The organism is Methylomonas sp., from assembly GCF_023228165.1.
Taxonomy (GTDB): domain Bacteria; phylum Pseudomonadota; class Gammaproteobacteria; order Methylococcales; family Methylomonadaceae; genus Methylomonas.
Genome location: NZ_JALOBS010000013.1, coordinates 63179 through 83887 on the forward strand (window position 1 = coordinate 63179; position 20709 = coordinate 83887).

Genomic DNA, 20709 nt, shown 5'->3' on the forward strand with positions numbered 1-20709 from the left:
GGCAGACCAAATCGGATGCGACTAAAAACCTCAATTTCCTATTCATAAGTATCGGCATCTCCGGATGAGTGATAGTAAATGCGAAGATATTATATGAAAATAAAACTCATTCGCAAGCAATATAAGAGCCAGATAAAGTAACGCTGCACAGCCTAAAAAAACACCTCGAATGTGGATCATTTGCCGGTTATTGACATCGTTTATGCCGCCACCATCCGGAATTAATTTCGATAAAACCGGCTTATTCGCCATCAGAATATCTAATGGCATATATTCACCCAGCGCTTGGTTATATATATTGAGCGATGTATTCAGAGTTCCGATTCGAGCGCCTATTGTATAAAGCCCTTCCTTATCCATTGACAGGTCGCCGATATAGTGGCCGGGAGCGCTCATGTTCAATGTCTGACTATGAATTTGTCCATGCGGATCGGTCACAGTCATTTTGCCCGATTCATTCACTTGCCAAATCCGGTCCGGGGTGAGCACATCGGCATGTAATTGGCTTTTTCCGGATACGGTCAAGATCCCAATATTTACCTGTGGATGACGATTTGACATAGAAGACCACCGAATCAAGCCATGCGCAAACCGGCTCCATTCTTGCCAACCCAACCAGTTTTCAGCCCATCCTTCCAAACCCGCCGGAAGCGCGATAACCTTGCCGATACCGGCATAGCGCATGGCTAACAAAGGATCGCGGCTGGCGGATTCAAGATAAACAATACTATCCGGTTTAGCCTTGGTGACCATGTATGCCGATAAATCCGGCCATCCTGTCCCGTCACCCATAAATGGCAGAGGGATTTGTTGATTGACCAAAATAGCTCCCTTTGTCACTGGATCGCGCCTTTGGTCGAGCTCTTTCCGCAATAACATCGGGAGCTCGATCATACGATCGACACCCAACAATTTTCCGTCGTTATGTTGCGTCAAACGGCGTAGTTTTTCCGTTTCGGCGTTGTTGCCGATGGCTAGGGTTATCAGCGTAATCTTTTGCTCGACAATTTTTCGTTCGACGGCCGCCATATCCTGCTCATCCAGAAATCCGTCGCTGAGCAAAACCAACATTCGTTTACCGGCCCGCCGCTTATCCAGCTCCTGTATGGCGAAATCCAATGCCGGCTTTAATCGAGTTCCGCCATTAGCCTGAACATTGAATGCTTCCCGAATTTCGGCAACGGGATCGTCATGGTGCATGATCGGAATATGCAAATGCGGCTTCGCGTCGAAACTGATCAAACCAAAAGCATCCTGCTCGCCTTGCGCGCTCATACTCTCGATAACGGCTTGGCGAGCCATTGCGATTCGGCTTGGGTCGCCGCCATCACTCGCCATGCTGCCGGATTTATCAATCATGAATAACAAGCTGATCGCTTCCTGTTGTTTTGACGCTTCCGCCGTGACCGGCAACAAGTCTTCGAGCACGGAATGCCGGTAGGAGCCAGCCGCAAAACTGTTGGGTCCGCCCAGCACTATCAATCCCACCCCGAAATTGCTTACGGCTTGCGTCAGGGCATTCCAACAGCTGTCCGGCATCATCCCGCTGGCAATGTCATCCAAAATAATCGCCGCATAGGGCTTGAGTTGCTCGCTTGTGGACATACATAAGTCAGGATGCATTGCATTCAAAGCAACACCGGATGCAGTCAGCGTTGTAAAAATGGCGGAAGGGCCTTTTTTATGGCCAATATACAGGATGGGTTTGGCTTTATCGACGGTCGTTGCTTGCTGACGCTGATTGTTTTGAGGAATGGCATCGTTATCAGCCTCTAGCTGCGCCTTGATAAGGCAGACATCAACGGAACAGCCTGCCATCTCGAATTGGAGCAATGCCGGTTCGCCCGGTACGACCTGCAGCGACTGCCGAAGCTGCAATTGATCATTGATATAAAGGTTCAGCATGACCGCAGCATCGTGATTTCCGCCAACCGTAACTGTAACCGGTAAAGGTCGGTCGACTTCCGCATAAAATGGCACTTTAAGCGATTGTATCCAGGCATCCGGCGCCGCCGTCGGCGACGCCACATTAAGCTGAATTAATTGAAGTCCTTGTTCTTTCAGCCACTGAATTATGGCCGACGCGTCACCGGATGTTTGTTGATCGTCATGAATAATCAACAACGTGGTTGCGCGTTTGGGCGCTATCAAGCGCGCAGCAAAAACCATTGCCTGTTCGAGATTCGATGCGGACCTATCCAATGTCACTTGCCTGAGCGGCAACTCCGAGTCAAGCAAAGCAACAAGCTGCGGCTCGTCAATGTCAGTCGGCGGCAATTCTAGTACCGGCTGTTTGCCGTAGCGAATGAGCGCCACTCGGCTATGCTTCGGAAGGTTACGCACCAGATCACGAACCTGGGGCCAGACGGTTGAGCCCAGTTTACCGTTCATGCTGTATGAATCGTCTACGAGCAACAACAAGTCAACTGGACCTTCACCCCAAGGAATGCGGGGATTCCAGACAGCCGCAGCCAATAGCAGCATGATCGTAATCCTCAATACCAGTGACATATCAGGGCTGCCTCGACTCCGTCCGCCTGGTTCGTTCCAACACCGCGTCAACCAGCAGCAACAGCATGGCCAGAAAAATCAAATAGGCCGCCAAGTCGCGGGAGGCTGTTTGCAAAACGTCTTCAGGGTTGGCGTCGGCAAGCGATAGGGGTAATGGTTTGACTCGCGATGCCTCGACCTTCCTTGCAATGACCGCTATCGGACTCAGATGGGACCGGCCTGTTGCCAGATCGACCAGTCCGGCAAAAAGTACCGGATATTCGGCTTGCCGGGCAAATTCTTCGTATCCCATATCGATATAACAATCCACAACGCTATGCGTTGCCGTGGCGAGTGTGATCAGCGGAATACTATCGGACAGCAAAACAGCGGTTCCATGCCTATTATCGGCCGACGACCGGACTTGACGCATCAGATGCGGCGGCAAGCGCAAATCGCCCAATGCGCCAGCGAATTCGGACCAAACCGGGGCGGTATCGATTTTTTGTACCCCGTCGGCTTGATGAAACCTAAGAATAGCGCCCGCACCTTCTACGGCAATGTCCCCACACACGATATCCAGACCAGCCTGCTCATCATTCACCCCGTCAGTCCGCAAGAAAGGGTGAACGTTGATGGCCGCCATTAGCGTCGCGGGGCAGTTACCATGAATTCTAGTGCTAGTGGGTAATGGGAAGCTCAAACTGAGCTGATCATCTTCCTGCAGACTATCGGTAGGCGTTAAACGAACCATGAGCGGGGCAGGATTCGTCTGCGCGTACTCGACGGTAAAACCGACCTCCCGGCTTTGTTCGGGGACCATGCGCACTTGCCATTGTTCACGCATTTGATTGCCGTACCACAGTTCAATGGTTCTATTGCTGCCTGAATCTCCAAAATGATTGACGCGAATGATGCCCTGCCATATATCGAATTTCTGTAAACTAGGACGGGCCCCGAGCAGGGTTACCGCACCATTCTCCGTCTCGTTGCCGACCCGAATGATTTGATGAATGGGCAGCGCTTTGATTGCTTGTGTAAGTTCAGGGTCGGCGCCATCGGTTACCAGCCAGGTTTCGACATTAACCATGGGCTGCCCAGCCAGTGGCGGAGATTCCGATTCCGATTGACTGGTGACCCAATTGGACAGTTGCTGCCGCCAGTCAGATTTATTTTGGGTATCCAGTAGCAGCGGCATGTAGCCCGGGTTCCGCAAAGAATACACTTTGGCCTGAATAGACTCGACTTCTTGCAGTTTGTTAATCAGCGCATCAATAGCCAAGGCCAATCGGCTTTGGTTGGATGCCGATTCCGTCGTTTGCAAACTATAGCTATCGTCGAACCAGACCCGCACCTTTCGCTGGTCGTGATTCACCCAGACAGGCCCGGCCAGCGCCAGAATCATCGCGCCGAAAATCATGGCACGAAGCAGCCAGATAGGATCAACTTTAGCCCCCTGCCAGAAAGGCTGGGACACTGCGCCAGACGTTCTCCAAAATAACAGACTGGAGACAGGGATCGCCGCCTTTCTATTGTTGATCCAATGTAATAAGCGTAGCAATGGAAGCACGATCAGCGCCAATAACCATAATGGTGATTCCCAGCTAAGCATATTGGGTTACAGACAAGATATGTGATTGAGAATGACGGTTTTCCAATCGTTGTCACCGGTCGTAAAGGAATAATCAAAGTGATGCTCCTTACAATAAGCTTGCAATGCTTGGCTCTGCCGCCGCTGCATTGCCGCCGCCAACTCTCGGGCCTGTTCAGTTAACTCTACCGGCAAAAGTTCGCCGGTTTCAATATCGGCGAGAAGGACTATTCCATTGGCCGATAAATCGGTTTCATGCCTGGAAAGCACATGAAAAACGTGCAGGTAATGCCCCGCTTTACGCAATCTGTCCAAGTCATGCCTCATGAAATCAGATTGCAGAAAATCGCTAATCACGATCACAGACGCCTGCTGTTTGAGATAAGGAAGGCTGCTTTGCAGCAATGAGTCTCCACCTTTTCTATCCGGCAATAGTTGCTCTAACAATTTGTGCAACTTCTTGTATTGATTTCGGCCTACTCCCAGCGGGCAATACTGATGGATACGGTCGCTATACGCCACCATGCCCAGCTCATTGCCGCAGGCCAACAAAATATAAGAAAAAGCATCGGCCAGTTGCTGCGCCAACAGCCATTTGTCGGATTCCGGGAAACGCATAGAGGCGCTAACATCAAGGCAGATATACCAGCGCCCACTTTTTTCTTGCTGATGTTGATCCACCTGGAACTGTCGGCTGCGAACACTGGCGCGCCAATTGATTGAACGGACTTCATCGCCAGGGCAGTATTCTCTGAATCCGGCATAATTATTACCGCCGCTGATCAGGGTCCGGCTTCGATAAAGCCCTGAGATATCGGCCATGTGCTTGAACAGTTTTGGCTTGGCAACCCGCACCACCCCTTCCAGTTCAACCTCATTCAGCTTCAATGGTGCGACAGGTTTTTGCGCCATGTTTGTAGTATTTGTAGCAAGACCTCATCGACGCTAATATTGTCGAGTTCGCTGTCCATATTCAACAAGATACGGTGGCGTAACGCCAATAAGGCCACATCATGAATATCCTCTATGGCAACATGACCACAACCGTTGGCCAATGCTTTGATTCGTCCCGCTTTGATCAAGGCTTGCAGGCCGCGCGGACTGGCGCCATAACGTATGTGCCGCCGGGCGATGACATTTTTGCCTTCAGGGTTATCATGCGTCGCCAAAATTAACGCCACGGCGGCACGCTTGACACTGTCGGCAACGACAACCTGCCTTGCCTCTCCCATCATTTCCTTCATGCGTGCAGCCGAAAGTACTGTAGACAGATGTTCGGCCGGCTCGTCATCCAGTACGAGCCCAATCATGTCGAATAATGAGTCAGCCGATGGATAGTCGACTGTAATCTTGAATAGAAAACGGTCCAGTTGCGCCTCGGGCAGCGGGAAGGTTCCTTCCAACTCAATCGGATTTTGGGTGGCGATGACCCAGAACGGTTGCGGCAATTGATACGAAATGCCGGCACAGGTGACTTGACTTTCCTGCATGGCCTCCAGCAATGCCGATTGAGTCTTGGGCGTAGTACGATTAATTTCGTCGACCAAAACCATGGACGAAAACACCGGCCCCTTGCGGAAATCGATACGTACTTCCGCATCGTTATTCATTTTAAGCAATATTTCACTACCGGTAATATCGGCCGGCATCAGGTCGGGCGTGCATTGGATGCGGGACAGAGGCATCTCGATACTCGAGGCCAACGCCTTGATTAAATGCGTTTTACCGAGACCTGGCAAGCCCTCCAACAATACATGTCCGCCGGCAAATAACGCAATGATCAAATTGTCGATGACCTCATCCTGACCAACTATGACTTGGGCAAGCCGGTCGCGCAGCATTAAAAAATCTGCCTGAAACCGGGTAATGCAATTTTCAATCTGATCGAGAGACTGCACTGTATTCATTTTTTCGAATGGATTTGTTTGAAATACGTGTAAACATAATGCTGTTGGCCGAATGTCAAAACACTGTTCATAGGCATCGAGGGTTTTTTCATTGTAAGCGCCACAGACGGTTTCAGGTGTTTATTGCTTTCGTTAAACCGGTAATTGCTATACGGAACGCTGCCACTATTGTCGCTCACTGCCTCGCCACCCTGTAACGGAACGGCAAAATATTTAACCCGAGCATTCGAATGATTTTGGTAGTCTCTTGTCGAAAGTGCATCATCGGCCCCGAAACCTGTACCTTGGGCCTGTCGATGCTGCCTCATATGGGTTTCAATATTCCGGCTTGAATCAGAAGACGCATCCGATGACATCGTTACGGGGCGATTGTCATCCACTAAAGCGGTGGTGGATAGCATTTCTTTTTTTGACAAAACAAACGCACCTTCCTGTCCCGGCAATGATTCATGTTCCGATGCCGGGGGCACCTCAAAGGGATCTGGCGCCGAGGCAGTCACTGGCTGACTGTTAAGGCGAGAATTTCTTATTTCGGCAATCAAGTCCGCTTTGGCTGCTTGCCCGGGCGGCATCAATAATTTTTCATTCACGACCAACGACCGATCCGGAAATAATGATGTATCGATTTTTCCGGGTTGCACGACCAGAAACAGGCCCATGCATACTCCCCCCAATTCAGGCCAGGGGATTTTATGCGGCTGACATAAGGTCGTTGAGTTTATTTGTGCGAATTGGGCTGTTGCCACTTGTGCGGCTTGATGCAGAATCCATGGCGTAAAGCCCCTGTCAATTCTTGAGTCCTGCCGAAGCAACTCCACTGCGGTAGTCAGCAGTAAACGGTTCGAAAACCGTTCATCGATGATGTTTGAGGTAGCGATCCACCCGGGTTTCTTCATCGAGACCGACGCGACTGCAAACGCTAGCGGTAAAGACGACGCAACAATGGCCAAAGCAGGCGATATTGGATAAAAAAACTGATTAGCAATACCGCACAATAACAATAGGTAAACACCGAGTCTCAATCCGCGCTTTAGTTCATGAATCGTAATGTTCAGCCAGATGATGTTTCTAGCTTTGCCAATGCAGCGCTCGATAATTTTTTTATCGTTGATATCAGCTAGGTTAGCCATCTGAGCCATAGATCACTCGTTTTCCAAATAAAAACCGCCGCCATCAGGCACAGCGGCATATCCAAATTTATTGGCATGTACTTAAAAAACCAAAGCCGATTGAACGGCAATATCATAAACACACAAAATAATGACACCATTACCAGACTGGCAACAAGTTTTAGCATCATCATGAGGGTAATGGCATCAGCCAACCAAGCCACTACAAAAAACGGCACAGGCGCCATGATCAACATTAAATGGGCTATCAGGGCCTGTTTAATCGCGAAGTCCCGGATAAACCATGGAGCCGAAATCAATAACGCGACCGCTTGCAACAACCAAGACAACTTGACAGCCTCTCCGATTACAAGCGCAGCATTGATGGGGGTTTCCGCATTGAAAAGTACTCCCCAGGTACGAATGAACAGCGGCAAACATATAATCAACCCCATAAAATAGGCAACGCGAACCAGACTCATCATAAAACTCCGCTGTTTGCGCCATGGATCAGTAACCAACCGCTTCGCTGTGCCACGGCTGGTAAAATATCAGCTGAAAAAGGAATCAGCAGGGCGAATGAATCTTGCCTGCTCTGCTTGGCAAACATCTCGACTATTTTGGCATACTCAGCCTTTGCTGTTGCCGAGCTCAGACGCCATGCGTGTCCAGGCTGGAGCGATGGGAGTATATAGATGCTTCCCCGCCATCTGAAGAGGCCTTGTTTTGTCAACTGCGGCCCGCTATTGACGACAACCGGCATACCGTTTTCAATTGCCAGACTTAGCGGCGCGTCAACGGACAAACCTGACTGCCAGTGATACGTGTTTTGTGATAGTAAGCCATACTCAACGGGAAACTCGAGGCTACCGTTTTCAGTCATTAGCATTTGTCCATCGACAGCCGTGTTGGCAGCGTAAACAGCCTCAATGGGCAGCTCGATTCGCTCCCGCCAAAACCCCGTGCCTTGTAATGTCAATCGCGCGCTGTACCATGCGGATGACTGCCCAGCGCCCATCTCCAACCAACTGCTTAAAACCTTATCCGGCTGTCGATGCCCCCAGACCAGCAATGCAATCCCAGCGCTGATCAGCGGAAGGATGAATAAGGTGCGCTGCCGACTAGCTACACCAACAGCAATAAACCCGATCAGTAAATAGCCTAAACAAAAGATAACCAACAACGTATAGAGTTGATCAATTTTCGATCGGGGTCTGGTGTCCAGTAATTCTGTAAATACTGGCAGCGCAGATGGCTTTTCCAGCATAGCCCGCTGCGCGGCGAGTTGATCGGCAGAAAAAACATTGACGAGAAAATTGCCTTGGCAACCCGATAATTGTTTGAGTCGTTTGAAAATTGGGTCGGGAAATGCCAACGCAATCATGCTACCGCACTGCATTAGAAAGCGCGAAAGGGCCTTAATTTGTCGGTCTTCCAATGTTTGCAGAGCAGAAAAATGCATCACCACGGCATGTACGGACGCATAACTGGTACCAAAGCGCGGCAAGGCTTGCGCGCTTATTGAGGTAAACACATCGTGATCGGAAACGCGCAGTTGCTGAATAAGCGCTTGGCGCCCATCGGCAGTTACGCCATCGGTAACCATGACGATTTGTGGCTTGTCGATCGCGCTGAATGTCATGCTTCTTTCTACCGCGACAGCGGATTCGCCACGTTTGTAGGCTTTAAGCGCGATCGAACCGGACGAATCCGGGCGCAACGGCAACCATATTGACTTGGGCGTATCCATCAAAAGATGCACGTTTGCCGATAACGAGCCGGTGGAAATAACATAATCGCCGTCTTGCGCAGCGATTAGCCGCACTTCGACCTCGGTTGCTTTTCCAACGTTGTAACGACTATTCCAAACCGGAAACGTGTCGATTTTCGGCGCTATGTCGGCCTCCGCGCTACTGAGGTAAATCCATGCCAAAACCCATGAGTACAATCGGCGCTGGATCATTGTTTAATTGCGCATCTTCAATTAGGGGCTTTCATTGGTAGCATAATTCAACCCGATTATGCTCCAGGCAGTAACCAGGTTTTTGTCGCCTTCCCACCATCTAGCAACTTCATTGACCCATGAACGATCTGCTGCTTGTATACTGAGCAGCTTTCCGACTAAATCGTTGCGCCAGTTATGCACGATACCGTTGCCATCCGTTATTTCAGGCTCGCCATAGGCAAACATGCTCTTGGCAAAAGCATTGTAATAATAAAACAGCCCTTGATCCTTTAATGCTCCGGGGTTGTGTTCCAGAGTGTAATTCTGTTTGATCCAGCTATAGGCCGCCGTTACCCTTGGGTCGTCTTTATCAAGACCGGCAAATAACAAGCTGACCAAGCCGGCATGCGTCATACCGCCATAAGAATTGGTTTCACCGTTTGGACTGTAGCCCGGCATATAAGTAAAACCGCCATCATTTTTTGCCCAGGCCTGGTCATTGGTCTCACTGTTATTTTGGCTGCGACTGATGAATTTCAAGGCTCGCTGCCAAACGGGGTCGTTGGAATCAACTTCGGTTTTCTTCAGAGCCTCCAAGGCAACATATTGGTTCGACATATCCGGACGTTCATCACCGCCATAGCCTATGCCTCCATAGTATTGATGATCCGGCGAATAATCCTTGCTCTCATCCAGTTGTATGCCTTTGATAAATTTCTGCCCATTGCCAATGACCTCGGCATAGGCTGGATTATTAGTGGCTTTCAACGCGGTAATGGCGACCGCCGTGTTGTAACTGACATTCTGAATGCTCTCGCTGATAGCACCATTCGGCTTTACCTGACTGAGGATAAATTTGATCGATTTGGTGATAAACGGACCATCCTCTTCTTTATATTGCCTATGGCTTTCCAGAAATGCCCGCAAGGCAAGTCCCGTCACGCCGACCGAGTTCGACCACGAGCCGTTTTCCGCTTGATGTTCGCGCAAATAGTGAAGTCCTAAATCAACGGCCTGATTGGACTTGCCTTTCAGTTCTGGATCCATTGCCGGACCGGCAACCGCACCATACGAAATAGCGACGGAAATGAAGAAAGCGGAGACAGACTTATATAATTTCATTGACGTTTACTCCTGAATTAATAAAAGGACGCATTTAAAGTTTAAACAAAATCACGATACGATGATTGGCGCCAAAAAATTTATAGGCCTTTGCCGAGCTTTGGATTCACCAATGTAATAAGCGAGACGATCAACAAACCTATACTATAGTAACGGGCATCGGGATAGTCATAGCGCAGGGCTCCATAGGGTAGATGCTGATAAAACCACTGCTGCCGCAGATAATCATAATCCAACATGGCCGCAAGATAACTTAGCGGACTGCTCCAAAGCATGATGTTTAATCGGGCTGGAGTCACTATAGCCGTTTCCACCCACGGCGCCACCCACAACGGCAGGGTAAATAACAAAACGAATATCCATATGCCGCATAAAGGTAGCATACCCTTACGAGTGGATAGTGCCGATAGGCTGATGACGACGCCGTGCAGAAACAGACTGAGCAGAAAAATGGCAATAGTGGCGTTTAACGCCGTGGCCGTAAATACGCTGTTATCATCAACGTAAATCGCTATGGTCAAATATGCCAATGCCAGCATAAAACTCCAGAACAACGCTTGTATCCGGCTTGGTTGCAATTGCCAACCTGGATAGAGTAAATAGCCGAGGCCGATAACGATAATCGTCCGTAACATTAAATCGGCTTTTAATGAAACCGGCCCAGCGCTATCAATGCACATGGAAGGCGCCCAAAACCCCGCCAAAACGATTAAAAACCAGGCCAACAAAAAAGCCAAAACTTGATTCCGGGCGCTTGGCGCAGGGTTTGTCATTGGCTTTGCGTTAGGTGTTTGGCCGCATAATCGATTAGCATTTCATACTGCTTATGGAAATTGTGCTCTCCAACACCGATCGGGTTTTTAAAAAAACACGCCAAGTGATGCATAGGACCATGCTCCCCTTGCCGATGAGCAAACTCCATCAACCTGACCATATCCAGTACCAACGGCGCGGCCAGAATCGAGTCGCACCCCTGCCAAGTAAATTGCATCGTCATCGGTACATCTAAGAAACCTTTGAAATGAATCAAATCCCATGCTGTTTTCCAATCGCCTAAGGACGGCACATAATTGATATCGACACCGGCATGGACAGGGTAGCCCAGAATTTGCGGCAATGCCGCCGCCTTATTTTGAATTTTATTCTTACAGTTTTCCGGCTCGCTCAGGGTTTTACCATCGCCATTACCCAATAAGTTAGTACCTTCCCAACTCATCACTTTTAAATGACGGGCCGCAAACATAGGCGCCAAGGCAGTCTTAACCAAGGTCTCGCCGGTTTTACCGTCATTACCGTAAAAAGGCACGCCATTTTCCACCGCCAATACTTGCAACGCGCCAATTGAGGCACCCACATTAGGCGTAAAGTTTAAATAAGAATAATTTTCCATGAAAGCGGCATATGCGTAAAGCATACTAGGTGAAACCTGATCTTTGCGATCCCTGTCAATCAACTTTACAAATTCATCAATATTTTCGTGGGCGGCAGTTAACGGTATAAACGTTTCAGCAGAAGCAATGTTGACCACTACAATATGGTCAAGATTATGCTTGGAGGCAAATACCTTGAGCAAGTGTCTAAATTTATTACACAATTCGACAAGCGACGGCAAGTACTCTCCAGGTTGAGTAAACTCCCAATTTAATTCAGGGAGCACTTCTATATCTTGGCCGATTTTTTCCAGCTGTTGTTCTATCTGCTTTAGCAAGGGATACGAGAAGGTCCTTGATCGATCGCAGACCGCTTCCGCTTGCTCCTTGACTGTGCTAGAAAAAATGTCGTGTCCGCCTATAATCAGCTCGTCAAGTGCACAGATATTTAACAAATTCATAGGCGACATTTCGGTCGCAAGCCCGGCACTAGATGCCAGCCCTTCTTGTATGGCTATTTTGCCCGTAATCAAGGTTGTTGCAATATCGCCGTAGGCACCAATAAGCCAAACGCCTGCCCTAGAAGGATTTAATTTCATACCTTTATAATATTGATGATGAAGAAATTGTGTAACTACATTACAGCGTAGTAATAGCTGTCGAAAACCAGGTAAACGAAAAACGAACATTCAGCCGTTCCCGCAACATAATAACAGGAACTCAAAAAACAAAGGCATGCGAATTTATTGCAATACAATTAATTGTAGCGGCTCAGGCTTAACCTAATATCACCATTTAAACCGGAGGGTTACTAGCAAGATAGATGTAGCGAATTTTTATCGAATCCAAGGATAAGCATTAGAGTTTAGGCAAAATATCGTCCGGGTTTTTTTAATTATTTTGCGTATTGCCGACATATTCGAAAATTGCCGTCACCGGCATATCTACAGCAGGCATTAAAGCCTGGTTAAGTTTTAACCCCCCATAACTGGATGAGCCAAACCCGTGTCCATGCTCGATAATGCTTGCCGGATCATGAACAAAACCCACCAACGTGCCTCCGTCTATATCCGCCAAATACCCCGACGAAACAAATGTTGACCCGGTGTACACCCAATCACCCTTAACTAAGCTTTTATCGCCTATTAAAAAAAATTCCGATGCCTCGTGCTCTTCATGAGTTCCATTCTTTTCCCAGGCTAAAGTAATTTGCACGGCGTCACCCTCAATGACAGAAGGATCGAAGTGAGCCCGTGGAGGCGCCCCCTTATGCGCATCCAATCCAATCAGAATGCAAGCCAAATTAAACTCATATACGTTAACGTCGAACTCAAGCAAACTCTCGTAGCCTCGGCGTCCATTTTTGGCAACGGCCAAAAACTCTATCGGCGGCCCTACTCGCAAAAATTTACCCTGCACCTCAAAACGTCTGGATCGCGTGTCGACCAATATATTGCCGATTTTGAAATGCCCCTGATCCAATTTAACGATGGTAACTTTATTTCCATTGAGCTCTATCACTTCCTCAGTAGGTCGAATCGGTTGTTCGCTACAGCCAAGCAGGAGGAAGGCTAAAACTAAAACCCATGTAAACTTCATTTTCATTGCTTATATCCCGCAATCAGTCGATGCGGCATAGGAGGCGGGAATTTTTTTATTTCCAAACCCGTGAATCCGGCGTCGGCCATCCATTTCATGACATCGGCATCCGCGTGGATACCGCCATTTTCAGCGGTAAGCGCCATATTCACAGCAAACAATGTCGCGAACACAGGACTGCAGCACCCCATATCGGCAAAAACATCACTGATAATCAGCATGCCGCCACTGTTTAGGCTATCAGCAGCTTTATTGATCAATTTCCGACAATCCTGTTCGCTTTCTCGATGAAAGACGCCGGAAATTAAAACCACATCGTTGTCTTCTGGAAATTCGGTGGTGTGATAATCACCAGGCAGAGTTGAAACCTGATGCTGCTTGCCCATGGAACTAATGATATCGTTCGCATGAGCAACAATCCCCGGCAAATCAAGCACTTTGCTTTTCAGCTCGGGATAGCGCCCGGCAAACATACAAGAATAGGTGCTTGGACCTCCACCTACATCCAACAATTGTCGACGATCACCCAAGTCAACTAAATTGACCAGCGCACTGGCGGTGCCCATTGCTCGATTATGCATCCCATAAACAAAATGCCGGGTTTTTTCAACATCGCTGCCGAGATATTCCGCAGGCGGCAGCATAGGCTTATCTTCTCGCAAGCATTGCTCTAACTTGCCCCAGGTTTCGTAGAGATCGTCACTGTAGCTGATTGCATTACCCATGAATGCGGGAGATCCTGGAACAAGAAAGAACTCAGTCGACGGCGCATTCTTATAGTATTCCCGATCTTTCTCCAATATGCCTAGCGCCACACAGGCATTTAATAGCAACGCAGTAGGTCTGGGCTTCGTATTCAACGCTATCGCTATTTGTTCGCTTGTCTTCGCCGTCTTTGCTAACAGTGAAAATAAACCTATACGATGGGCCGTTAAAAAGATCTGCGAATTCCAATAGGCTGTCGCCAAGCTCATGATGGCGCTCGGGTCTTGAAATGTAGCGTTGTTATTCAATTTAATGCTCCTCTATGGTGCTGTGCAAATCAATATCGCATTCCAATTGCATGTAGGCGCAACAATGACACATAAATCCATCCCAGATAGTCATGCCATAATCGCTTCTGATTTGAGCATAACCAAGATTTAACTGTTCGAAATAGTCCCTCAAATTAGCGTATGCTGCTGGCAAATTGTGCCCCGCAACTGGCCAAAACAATGAATAAATTGGAATGATGCCTCTTGAAATGAGGTCTTCGGCACCACGAAGGGCTTGGTTAAGCGCCTCCCGATAAGTCAGACCGTAATCAGGACCGAGCTCAATGCCGGCAACCATGGCCGTATACACCCTACCTTTGCCAAATATTTTAACCGCATATTCCAGCGCGGCTATCCAGCTTTTATAGCCTACAAACTTGTGTTTGCCTGGACAAACCTTGGCAAAAAGCGCCTCCGACCAAACCTCCAGGTTAAAGCAAACGGCATCCACCAAGTTTTCGTCATGTAACTGCTTGATATATCGGTCCGGCAATGCGCCCGACCCGCAAGTAACCGGAATTTTATGCTGATTAACCGATTGAACCTGCCTGGCGAGCTCCACAAAGCGCTGCCCTTCTTCGGCCCAGTCCGCCATCGAGCCGCCTACCAGATAAATATGCCTCACCTCGTCGCTATTCACCAACTCAGCAAGGGTTTCCTTCATCCGGGCATAGGTCAAATCCGGCAAGGAAGTTTGGTATATGTCCTGACCCAGTTGTTCGCTACGCGCATCCGGTGCGCCGTATGCGCAAAAACCGCAACGCATCGACTTGCCATTTTGTTTTTCCGCCAGGAAATACTGGCAAGCAGGAGCTACATTAATCACCGCCATATCGGTATGCAAACTGATGCCGGTTTGATCCATCGCTGTTCCATCGCGGGTACGTTTTTTCATCCACGCGGGAATGGGTGTAAACCGAATGGCCTGCGCCGGAAATTTAATCTGGTCGTGACATAGACGGTAGCCGTTGTATTTGTCGCCGTCGACAATCCATGGCGACTCGCCGTTACCCTTGACGCGACTCAATACTTCATCTTCCGTCACCAGCATGTATGGAATTTCGGCCTTGCCTTTGCCCGTGGGGTCCGGTTCGCCGAGGGCGAAGCGATAGGGGTAAAAGTTGGGAAAAGCGCCATCAGCAGCTTCCCCTAACGCATTACTATAACGAATTCCTTCAAACATAAGATCCAGTTTGAGTGCCGCATTTTCAGGCAGTTTGGTGCTGGGCATATACTAGTTCTCCTTACGAAACAGCGGATTAGTTCAAAAACGTGGGTCTGGGCGATTCATTACCTGAGCTGGCCGGCGCCATTTAACAGCAAGCTGGACAACGTGCACCACCAAAATACTGTGTAATTATTATTAAACTTAAGTGTCAGTTTTTTTTACACTGGTTCCGGGCAATTAAACTACGGTACTAGGTATTTAGAAACACCATCAGCAGGACAGCATTAAAAAAATACCGCAAGCCTATTTTATCCAGAATAAGGCTATTTCGACTTGCTTGTAAAGCACCGGCGTTCGCTAAGCTAATCCGCGGATATTCCTAGTACGCGATACTTTTGGTGCAGCGTGCCGGTCATGCTTTTGTTTCCCGGAATCGTAACCGTTGATTGATTAGCAATGCAATTGTACTAATAGCCGGGTGCTTAGGAAAAAACTCGAAAAATAGCTGGCTTTCCGGGTAATTCTGGTGTCAGTATCGATCATTGAACATTTCAAGAGCAGATACCATGAAGACTGTTGGTTTTTTTTACAGTTACAAGTTTTAATATTTAAGAGCGCATGGTAACAAGTTGTTTTATATAGCCTATTATTTTGAGCATGTTTATTGCTTCCAATAAACCGAATAATTATGTTGGAAGTTTTGGAGAGGACAACTTATGAAAAACACACACCTAAAATCATTCATCATTGGCTCCTGCGCCCTACTGGCCGGTACCAATGTTTTTGCGGTAACCCCATTTGAACAAGATGTATCGTCATCGATAGACCGCGGCATCAATTATCTCGATTCGATTGGCGCTTATAGCAACCCCACTGGAGTTGACCGCGACGGTGTTGGCCTGCCTACCCTGGCATTACTGGAGAAGCGAGCGAGCGGCATTCCCAGCGACCCGCCCCAAGGCTATTCGGGAGCCAACGCAACCGATCAAGCCCGGATGCGTCGCGCGGTGGCTTATATGCTGACACAACTCGACAACGGCACGTTTTATACCTCCTATAGAAACGGCAACTATTTGATGGCCTTAACACTGTATTTGCGTAGCGGCGGGCCTGATCGCGGCGCCCATGCCGATTTGCCGGCCGCACTGCCGTACAGCTTGGTAGGAGCCGTCAACAAACTGACCGACGTATTATTAAGCTACCAAAGACCCACGGGATACTGGTGTTACGGCCTTTCCTCTCCCAATTGCGACGACTCATCCACCACCCAGTTTGCGGTAGCGGGTCTGGCCTCCGCGAAGTCGGTATATTCGGACCCAACGTATGCCGACGCTGCACGCCTAGGACTGGTCAATACCGCGCTAAGCAATGCCAGAAATGCATATAAAGTCCATTCCGAGCAGCCGCCTAGCACATCTAACACCGGATCGGACAATGCCTCTTGTAATGTAGTCGACGCCACCGAAAGGGGGCATGGATACCAAGCAGCGTCCTACAAACCATCATTACAACAAACAGCTTCGGGCACCTGGGTGCAAATTCTTGGCGGCGCCGACATCAACGACAGCGCCGTACAAAACTACCTGAGATGGCATCGCAACCATTACCGCTGGCAAGATTTGGATAGCATGGGCAATTTTTGGTCAGCAAATAGTTACTGGTATTACCTGTGGAGCTCCTTCAAAGGACGCGAATTCCTGCGGCACGCCTCCACCCCAATTAATGCCGGCAATCTGGGACCGGACGATTTAGGCACGCTTGCTCCAGATGCGGCCTGTAATGTTCGCCAAGTTCACCGCGATCCAATGACACTGCCTAGAGTCGCTCTCTTCGGTGCCGGCGGCCCCGGCTATTACAGTGCCGATCCGCAAAACCAGTATTTCGATTATGCCTACAGCATTCTGGGATACCAATGCGCCAGCGGCCAATATAATTGTAATAGCGCACCTGGGAACTGGGGACACCGGGGCGTCAGCGACGCTTACGCAATTTTGGTTTTACAACGCGCGACTGGGGGTGCTTGTGTGGACTCCGATGGCGACGGTGTCTGCGATGAGGTTGACAACTGCCCGATCAACCCCAACCCCAACCAGGAAGACAGTGACGGCGACGGCGTTGGTAATGTCTGCGACAACTGCCCGACCACTGCCAACCCTGACCAACTCGACAGCGACAGTGACGGCACCGGCGATGCCTGCGAAGTGGTTATCCACGATTGCGACGTCGACAATGACGGCGATATCGACAAGGCCGACATCATCTCGATCAACAGATCCTTGTATCAAGCCGCAAGCGGCCCCAACGATCCGCGAGACCCTGACCATAATGGCATCATCAATACCAAGGACGCCAAAATTTGCATTGGCCGAATTGGGCAACAGCCATAATAATCGCGCATTGAAACGGGAGGGTGAGCCTGGCTCCCCTCCCGGTTATACCGGACGACTTTAAACAGAATACCAATTTGAGGATAACGATATGAACAAGATACATTTATTCACGGGCCCTTTGCTGATAGCCGCTCTTCTGGCGACCGGCAGCGCGCAAGCGACGCTCTTGAGCGACCTGATCGGTCAAAGCCTCACGGTCGGCGACAAGACCTTTGACCAGTGGACTATTCATGACGACACCTTTAGCCCAGCCAATCTCATCAGCAGCATTGATGTAACGGGCATCGGCGACGGTTCCGCGGGAAACGAATACGGCCTTTCTTTTACCTTGACCTCTCCGCTGACGGTCACGGGTATCGATTTTGCCGATCTGTTTTTCGGCTTCCGGGTTACAGCGTCAGCCGGCTTAATCAACGGCGTCGGTCTTGGCGTGACCGGTAGTTTAACTGCAAGTGGCACCAATAACGGTTATGGCGCATGGGAATATGTCGGAACCAGTGAGGCCAGCGCTGCAGATCAGTTTGCTCTCGACCATCTTGTCGAACTCAATGCAGAACAAGTCTGGGCCAACGGTGCTGTGAATGGCAGCTTAGTGGACTCTGGGTTCTTCGGCCCACGGTCCGAAATTTTCATCGGTAAAAACCTTTATGTGTTCTCCGACACTGACACCGAAGCAAGCTTGAGCTCTTTCGAACAACGCTTTTATCAAACAAACAACGTACCTGAACCGAGTACATTGCTATTGATGAGCCTTGGCATCATAGGCCTTTTCCACAAACACTTGCGCGGCAATTCGTGTAAGGCGTAGGCTTCATTTAAGCGCGGGCCCGTTAAAGTTTGGCCCGCGCGCGTTACCTTGCAACCGCTCGGATTTCCCCATTCAGAGATAAATCACCGGGTTTATCCGCTAAAGCGCCCCCTCTTAGTAGCCAACCATTTTCAGTACCATGCTAAAAATTGTAAATATGTCTTTACTGATTGCGTCGTTGGCGATTGGCAGCCTTGATGTCGGTCTTTGTAGCGAAAATAGCGTCGATTTTCGCGTTTCAGGGATCATGCAACTAGGAAGCGGTGTATTTCGCGCCTTGCTTGAATTTCCCGATGGCGAGAAAAAAACCGTGGCCCCGGGGGATGATTTGCAAGCGTGGAAGGTTATCGCCATAACCGAAAACTGCATCACGCTATCGGCAAATAATAAGAGCCGGAATGAATGCATCGCCGGTTCGAGCGATAGCAATCCAATGGCCAAAACCAGTACTGACGAAAAAAGCCCAAAAGCACCACCCTCAGCCCCTGACAACTCCCTGTCGCATTTCAAGAAAGTAGATAAGATCGAGTTGTTACAGGCGCTGGACAGCCTGGCCCATGCCGACAACATGTCGCAATTTAACGAAACCGTGCTGCCGCTTGCTGGCTTGCCACCCGATGCCCAGATTGCTCAGATCGATGCCCGGGATATTTCGTCCGTACACAATGCAGTTGAAATGCTGCGAAAAGCCGTTGACGAAAATCACCCATCGAGACTGACGTTGATCAATCAAGACCAACAGGTGAACGTCATTTATCTGCAAACAACAGAATGAGCCTGCGTTTAACTGTTTGAAAAGTGCCCTTTTATCAATCGACTGACGTCTGTCATTGCATAAGCTCTGTCGGCGAAGTTCTTATTGCTGCCTATCAGCAGCGGGCCGTGTTCCTTACCGCTTAACGAAGGATGACGACCATGCGTGCCCTGCACTAGTTCCGGCATTAGCGGAATCACGTCCATCAACATTCTAAAGCCCAACTTCTTTTTCAGCAGATTGAAACCTATCTTCAATTGGGGAATTTTCAGATTTGGGTCGAGGAACAACTCGACCGGGTCATAGCCGGGCTTACGGTGAATATCGACGGTTCGGGCAAAGTCGGGCGCCTTTTGTTCATCCAGCCAGTAGTAATAGCTAAACCATTGATTTTGTGCCGCCATCACAACCAACTCGCCGGAGCGCGGGTGATCCAGCCCCCATTGAACTTGCTCTGACTTATCCAAGACAAATTCGATACCTTGGACCCGTTGCAACAGTTTTTTGACTCTGGCGACATCATCAGGTGCCCGAACATAGATATGGGCTGCCTGATGGTCGGCCACGGCAAACGCCCTCGAGGCGCCGCAATCCAGTAGTTCCCAACCCAAGGTTTCGCGAACCGCGATAAAACCGTGCTCGCGCAATACCCGATTGATATGCACCACGCCTTCGGCAGGCTCGATGCCGTATTCGGAAACGATTAGCACATCGCCGTTACGTTCAATTGCCGAATCGATCAACTGCCCAGCAATGGTGTCGATTTTCTTTACATCTTGCCAAATGTCAGGATGATTGGGCCCCAGGCGTTGCAGGTTGTAATCCAGATGCGGCAGATAAACAAACTCCAACGCCGGTTGCCGCTTCTGCCATACCTGCGTCGCGGCATCGGCTATCCATTGCGATGAGCGGATGTCCGCCGTCGGCCCCCAGAAATTGAACATCGGAAACGGGCCAAGTTCGTTTTCCAGTTCAACGCCCAAGGCCATGGGGCTAGAATAAATCGCCGGAATTTTACGGCCATCGGCCGGATATATCGGCCTGGGTGTGACCGAGAAATCCACATGGGCGTACATGTTGTACCACCAGAACATTTGCGCGCAGTGGATAGCCGGATCGAATTTTTTCAGGCTTTCCCAAACCTGCTCGCGCTGTATCAATTGATTGGCCTGCTTCCAAAACCCGATTTCGGCCAACTCGCGGAAGTACCAACCATTGGCGACAATGCCGTGTTCACGTGGCAGCGTTCCGGTAAGCATGGTCGCCTGCGCAGTGCAGGTAACGGCAGGAAAAACGCCATCGAGCTCGGCCAGATAACCTTGGTTGATAAGACTGTTCAGATTCGGAGTATGTTTACCCAGCAACGAAGGGCTAAGACCGACAACGTTAATGACCAGTAAGGGATTACTATTTATCATAGGA

At 49.4% G+C, this 20709-nt stretch carries 17 protein-coding genes; 3 read left to right on the forward strand and 14 right to left on the reverse strand.

All coding sequences use genetic code 11. The annotated features are described in order from the left end of the window. Positions 1-42 precede the first annotated feature (42 nt). From M0R33_RS11495 to M0R33_RS11555, 13 genes are all read right to left on the reverse strand, one after another. Positions 43-2511, reverse strand: a complete 2469-nt coding sequence (locus tag M0R33_RS11495) for a VWA domain-containing protein (RefSeq protein ID WP_292568913.1) — start codon at positions 2509-2511, stop codon at positions 43-45. 1 nt (position 2512) lies between these two features. Further along, the gene (locus M0R33_RS11500) at positions 2513-4102 is read right to left on the reverse strand and encodes a BatA domain-containing protein (protein WP_292568914.1); all 1590 of its coding nucleotides are present in this window, start codon (positions 4100-4102) and stop codon (positions 2513-2515) included. 6 nt (positions 4103-4108) lie between these two features. Then, positions 4109-4993, reverse strand: a complete 885-nt coding sequence (locus M0R33_RS11505; protein ID WP_292568916.1) for a DUF58 domain-containing protein — start codon at positions 4991-4993, stop codon at positions 4109-4111. Then, complete coding sequence (locus M0R33_RS11510; protein WP_292568918.1) at positions 4966-5988, reverse strand: MoxR family ATPase; 1023 nt, start codon at positions 5986-5988, stop codon at positions 4966-4968. Before M0R33_RS11510 ends, M0R33_RS11505 begins: the two co-directional genes overlap by 28 nt. Beyond that, complete coding sequence (locus M0R33_RS11515; protein WP_292568920.1) at positions 5985-6647, reverse strand: hypothetical protein; 663 nt, start codon at positions 6645-6647, stop codon at positions 5985-5987. Before M0R33_RS11515 ends, M0R33_RS11510 begins: the two co-directional genes overlap by 4 nt. A 458-nt stretch (positions 6648-7105) precedes the next feature. Then, positions 7106-7579, reverse strand: coding sequence for a hypothetical protein (locus M0R33_RS11520; protein WP_292568922.1), 474 nt, complete (start codon positions 7577-7579; stop codon positions 7106-7108). Then, positions 7579-8847 (reverse strand): hypothetical protein, encoded by a 1269-nt coding sequence (locus M0R33_RS11525; RefSeq protein WP_292568924.1) that lies wholly within the window; start codon positions 8845-8847, stop codon positions 7579-7581. Before M0R33_RS11525 ends, M0R33_RS11520 begins: the two co-directional genes overlap by 1 nt. Positions 8848-9081: 234 nt before the next feature. Further along, a complete protein-coding gene (locus tag M0R33_RS11530; RefSeq protein WP_292568925.1) occupies positions 9082-10164 on the reverse strand; it encodes a prenyltransferase/squalene oxidase repeat-containing protein in 1083 nt (360 codons plus the stop codon). 80 nt (positions 10165-10244) lie between these two features. After that, the gene (locus M0R33_RS11535; protein WP_292568927.1) at positions 10245-10937 is read right to left on the reverse strand and encodes a hypothetical protein; all 693 of its coding nucleotides are present in this window, start codon (positions 10935-10937) and stop codon (positions 10245-10247) included. Beyond that, on the reverse strand, positions 10934-12133 hold the full coding sequence (locus tag M0R33_RS11540; protein WP_292568929.1) for an inositol-3-phosphate synthase: 1200 nt from the start codon (positions 12131-12133) through the stop codon (positions 10934-10936). The genes M0R33_RS11535 and M0R33_RS11540 overlap by 4 nt, the downstream gene beginning before the upstream one ends. A 292-nt stretch (positions 12134-12425) precedes the next feature. Further along, positions 12426-13139 carry a YdjY domain-containing protein gene (locus M0R33_RS11545; RefSeq protein WP_292568930.1) on the reverse strand — a complete coding sequence of 238 codons (714 nt, stop codon included), beginning with the start codon at positions 13137-13139 and terminating at the stop codon, positions 12426-12428. After that, on the reverse strand, positions 13136-14146 hold the full coding sequence (locus M0R33_RS11550; RefSeq protein WP_292568932.1) for a methyltransferase: 1011 nt from the start codon (positions 14144-14146) through the stop codon (positions 13136-13138). Before M0R33_RS11550 ends, M0R33_RS11545 begins: the two co-directional genes overlap by 4 nt. A 1-nt stretch (position 14147) precedes the next feature. After that, positions 14148-15398, reverse strand: coding sequence for a radical SAM protein (locus M0R33_RS11555; RefSeq protein ID WP_292568934.1), 1251 nt, complete (start codon positions 15396-15398; stop codon positions 14148-14150). 653 nt (positions 15399-16051) lie between these two features. Here M0R33_RS11555 and M0R33_RS11560 point away from each other — a divergent pair. From M0R33_RS11560 to M0R33_RS11570, 3 genes are all read left to right on the forward strand, one after another. Next, positions 16052-17722, forward strand: a complete 1671-nt coding sequence (locus M0R33_RS11560; RefSeq protein ID WP_292568936.1) for a thrombospondin type 3 repeat-containing protein — start codon at positions 16052-16054, stop codon at positions 17720-17722. Positions 17723-17813: 91 nt separating this feature from the next. Then, the gene (locus M0R33_RS11565) at positions 17814-18533 is read left to right on the forward strand and encodes a PEP-CTERM sorting domain-containing protein (RefSeq protein WP_292568938.1); all 720 of its coding nucleotides are present in this window, start codon (positions 17814-17816) and stop codon (positions 18531-18533) included. A 178-nt stretch (positions 18534-18711) separates the two neighbouring features. Then, complete coding sequence (locus tag M0R33_RS11570; RefSeq protein WP_292568940.1) at positions 18712-19308, forward strand: hypothetical protein; 597 nt, start codon at positions 18712-18714, stop codon at positions 19306-19308. Positions 19309-19316: 8 nt separating this feature from the next. Here the strand turns inward: M0R33_RS11570 and M0R33_RS11575 are convergent, their stop codons facing one another. Beyond that, positions 19317-20705, reverse strand: a complete 1389-nt coding sequence (locus M0R33_RS11575; protein WP_292568942.1) for a nucleotide pyrophosphatase/phosphodiesterase family protein — start codon at positions 20703-20705, stop codon at positions 19317-19319. Positions 20706-20709: the final 4 nt, after the last annotated feature.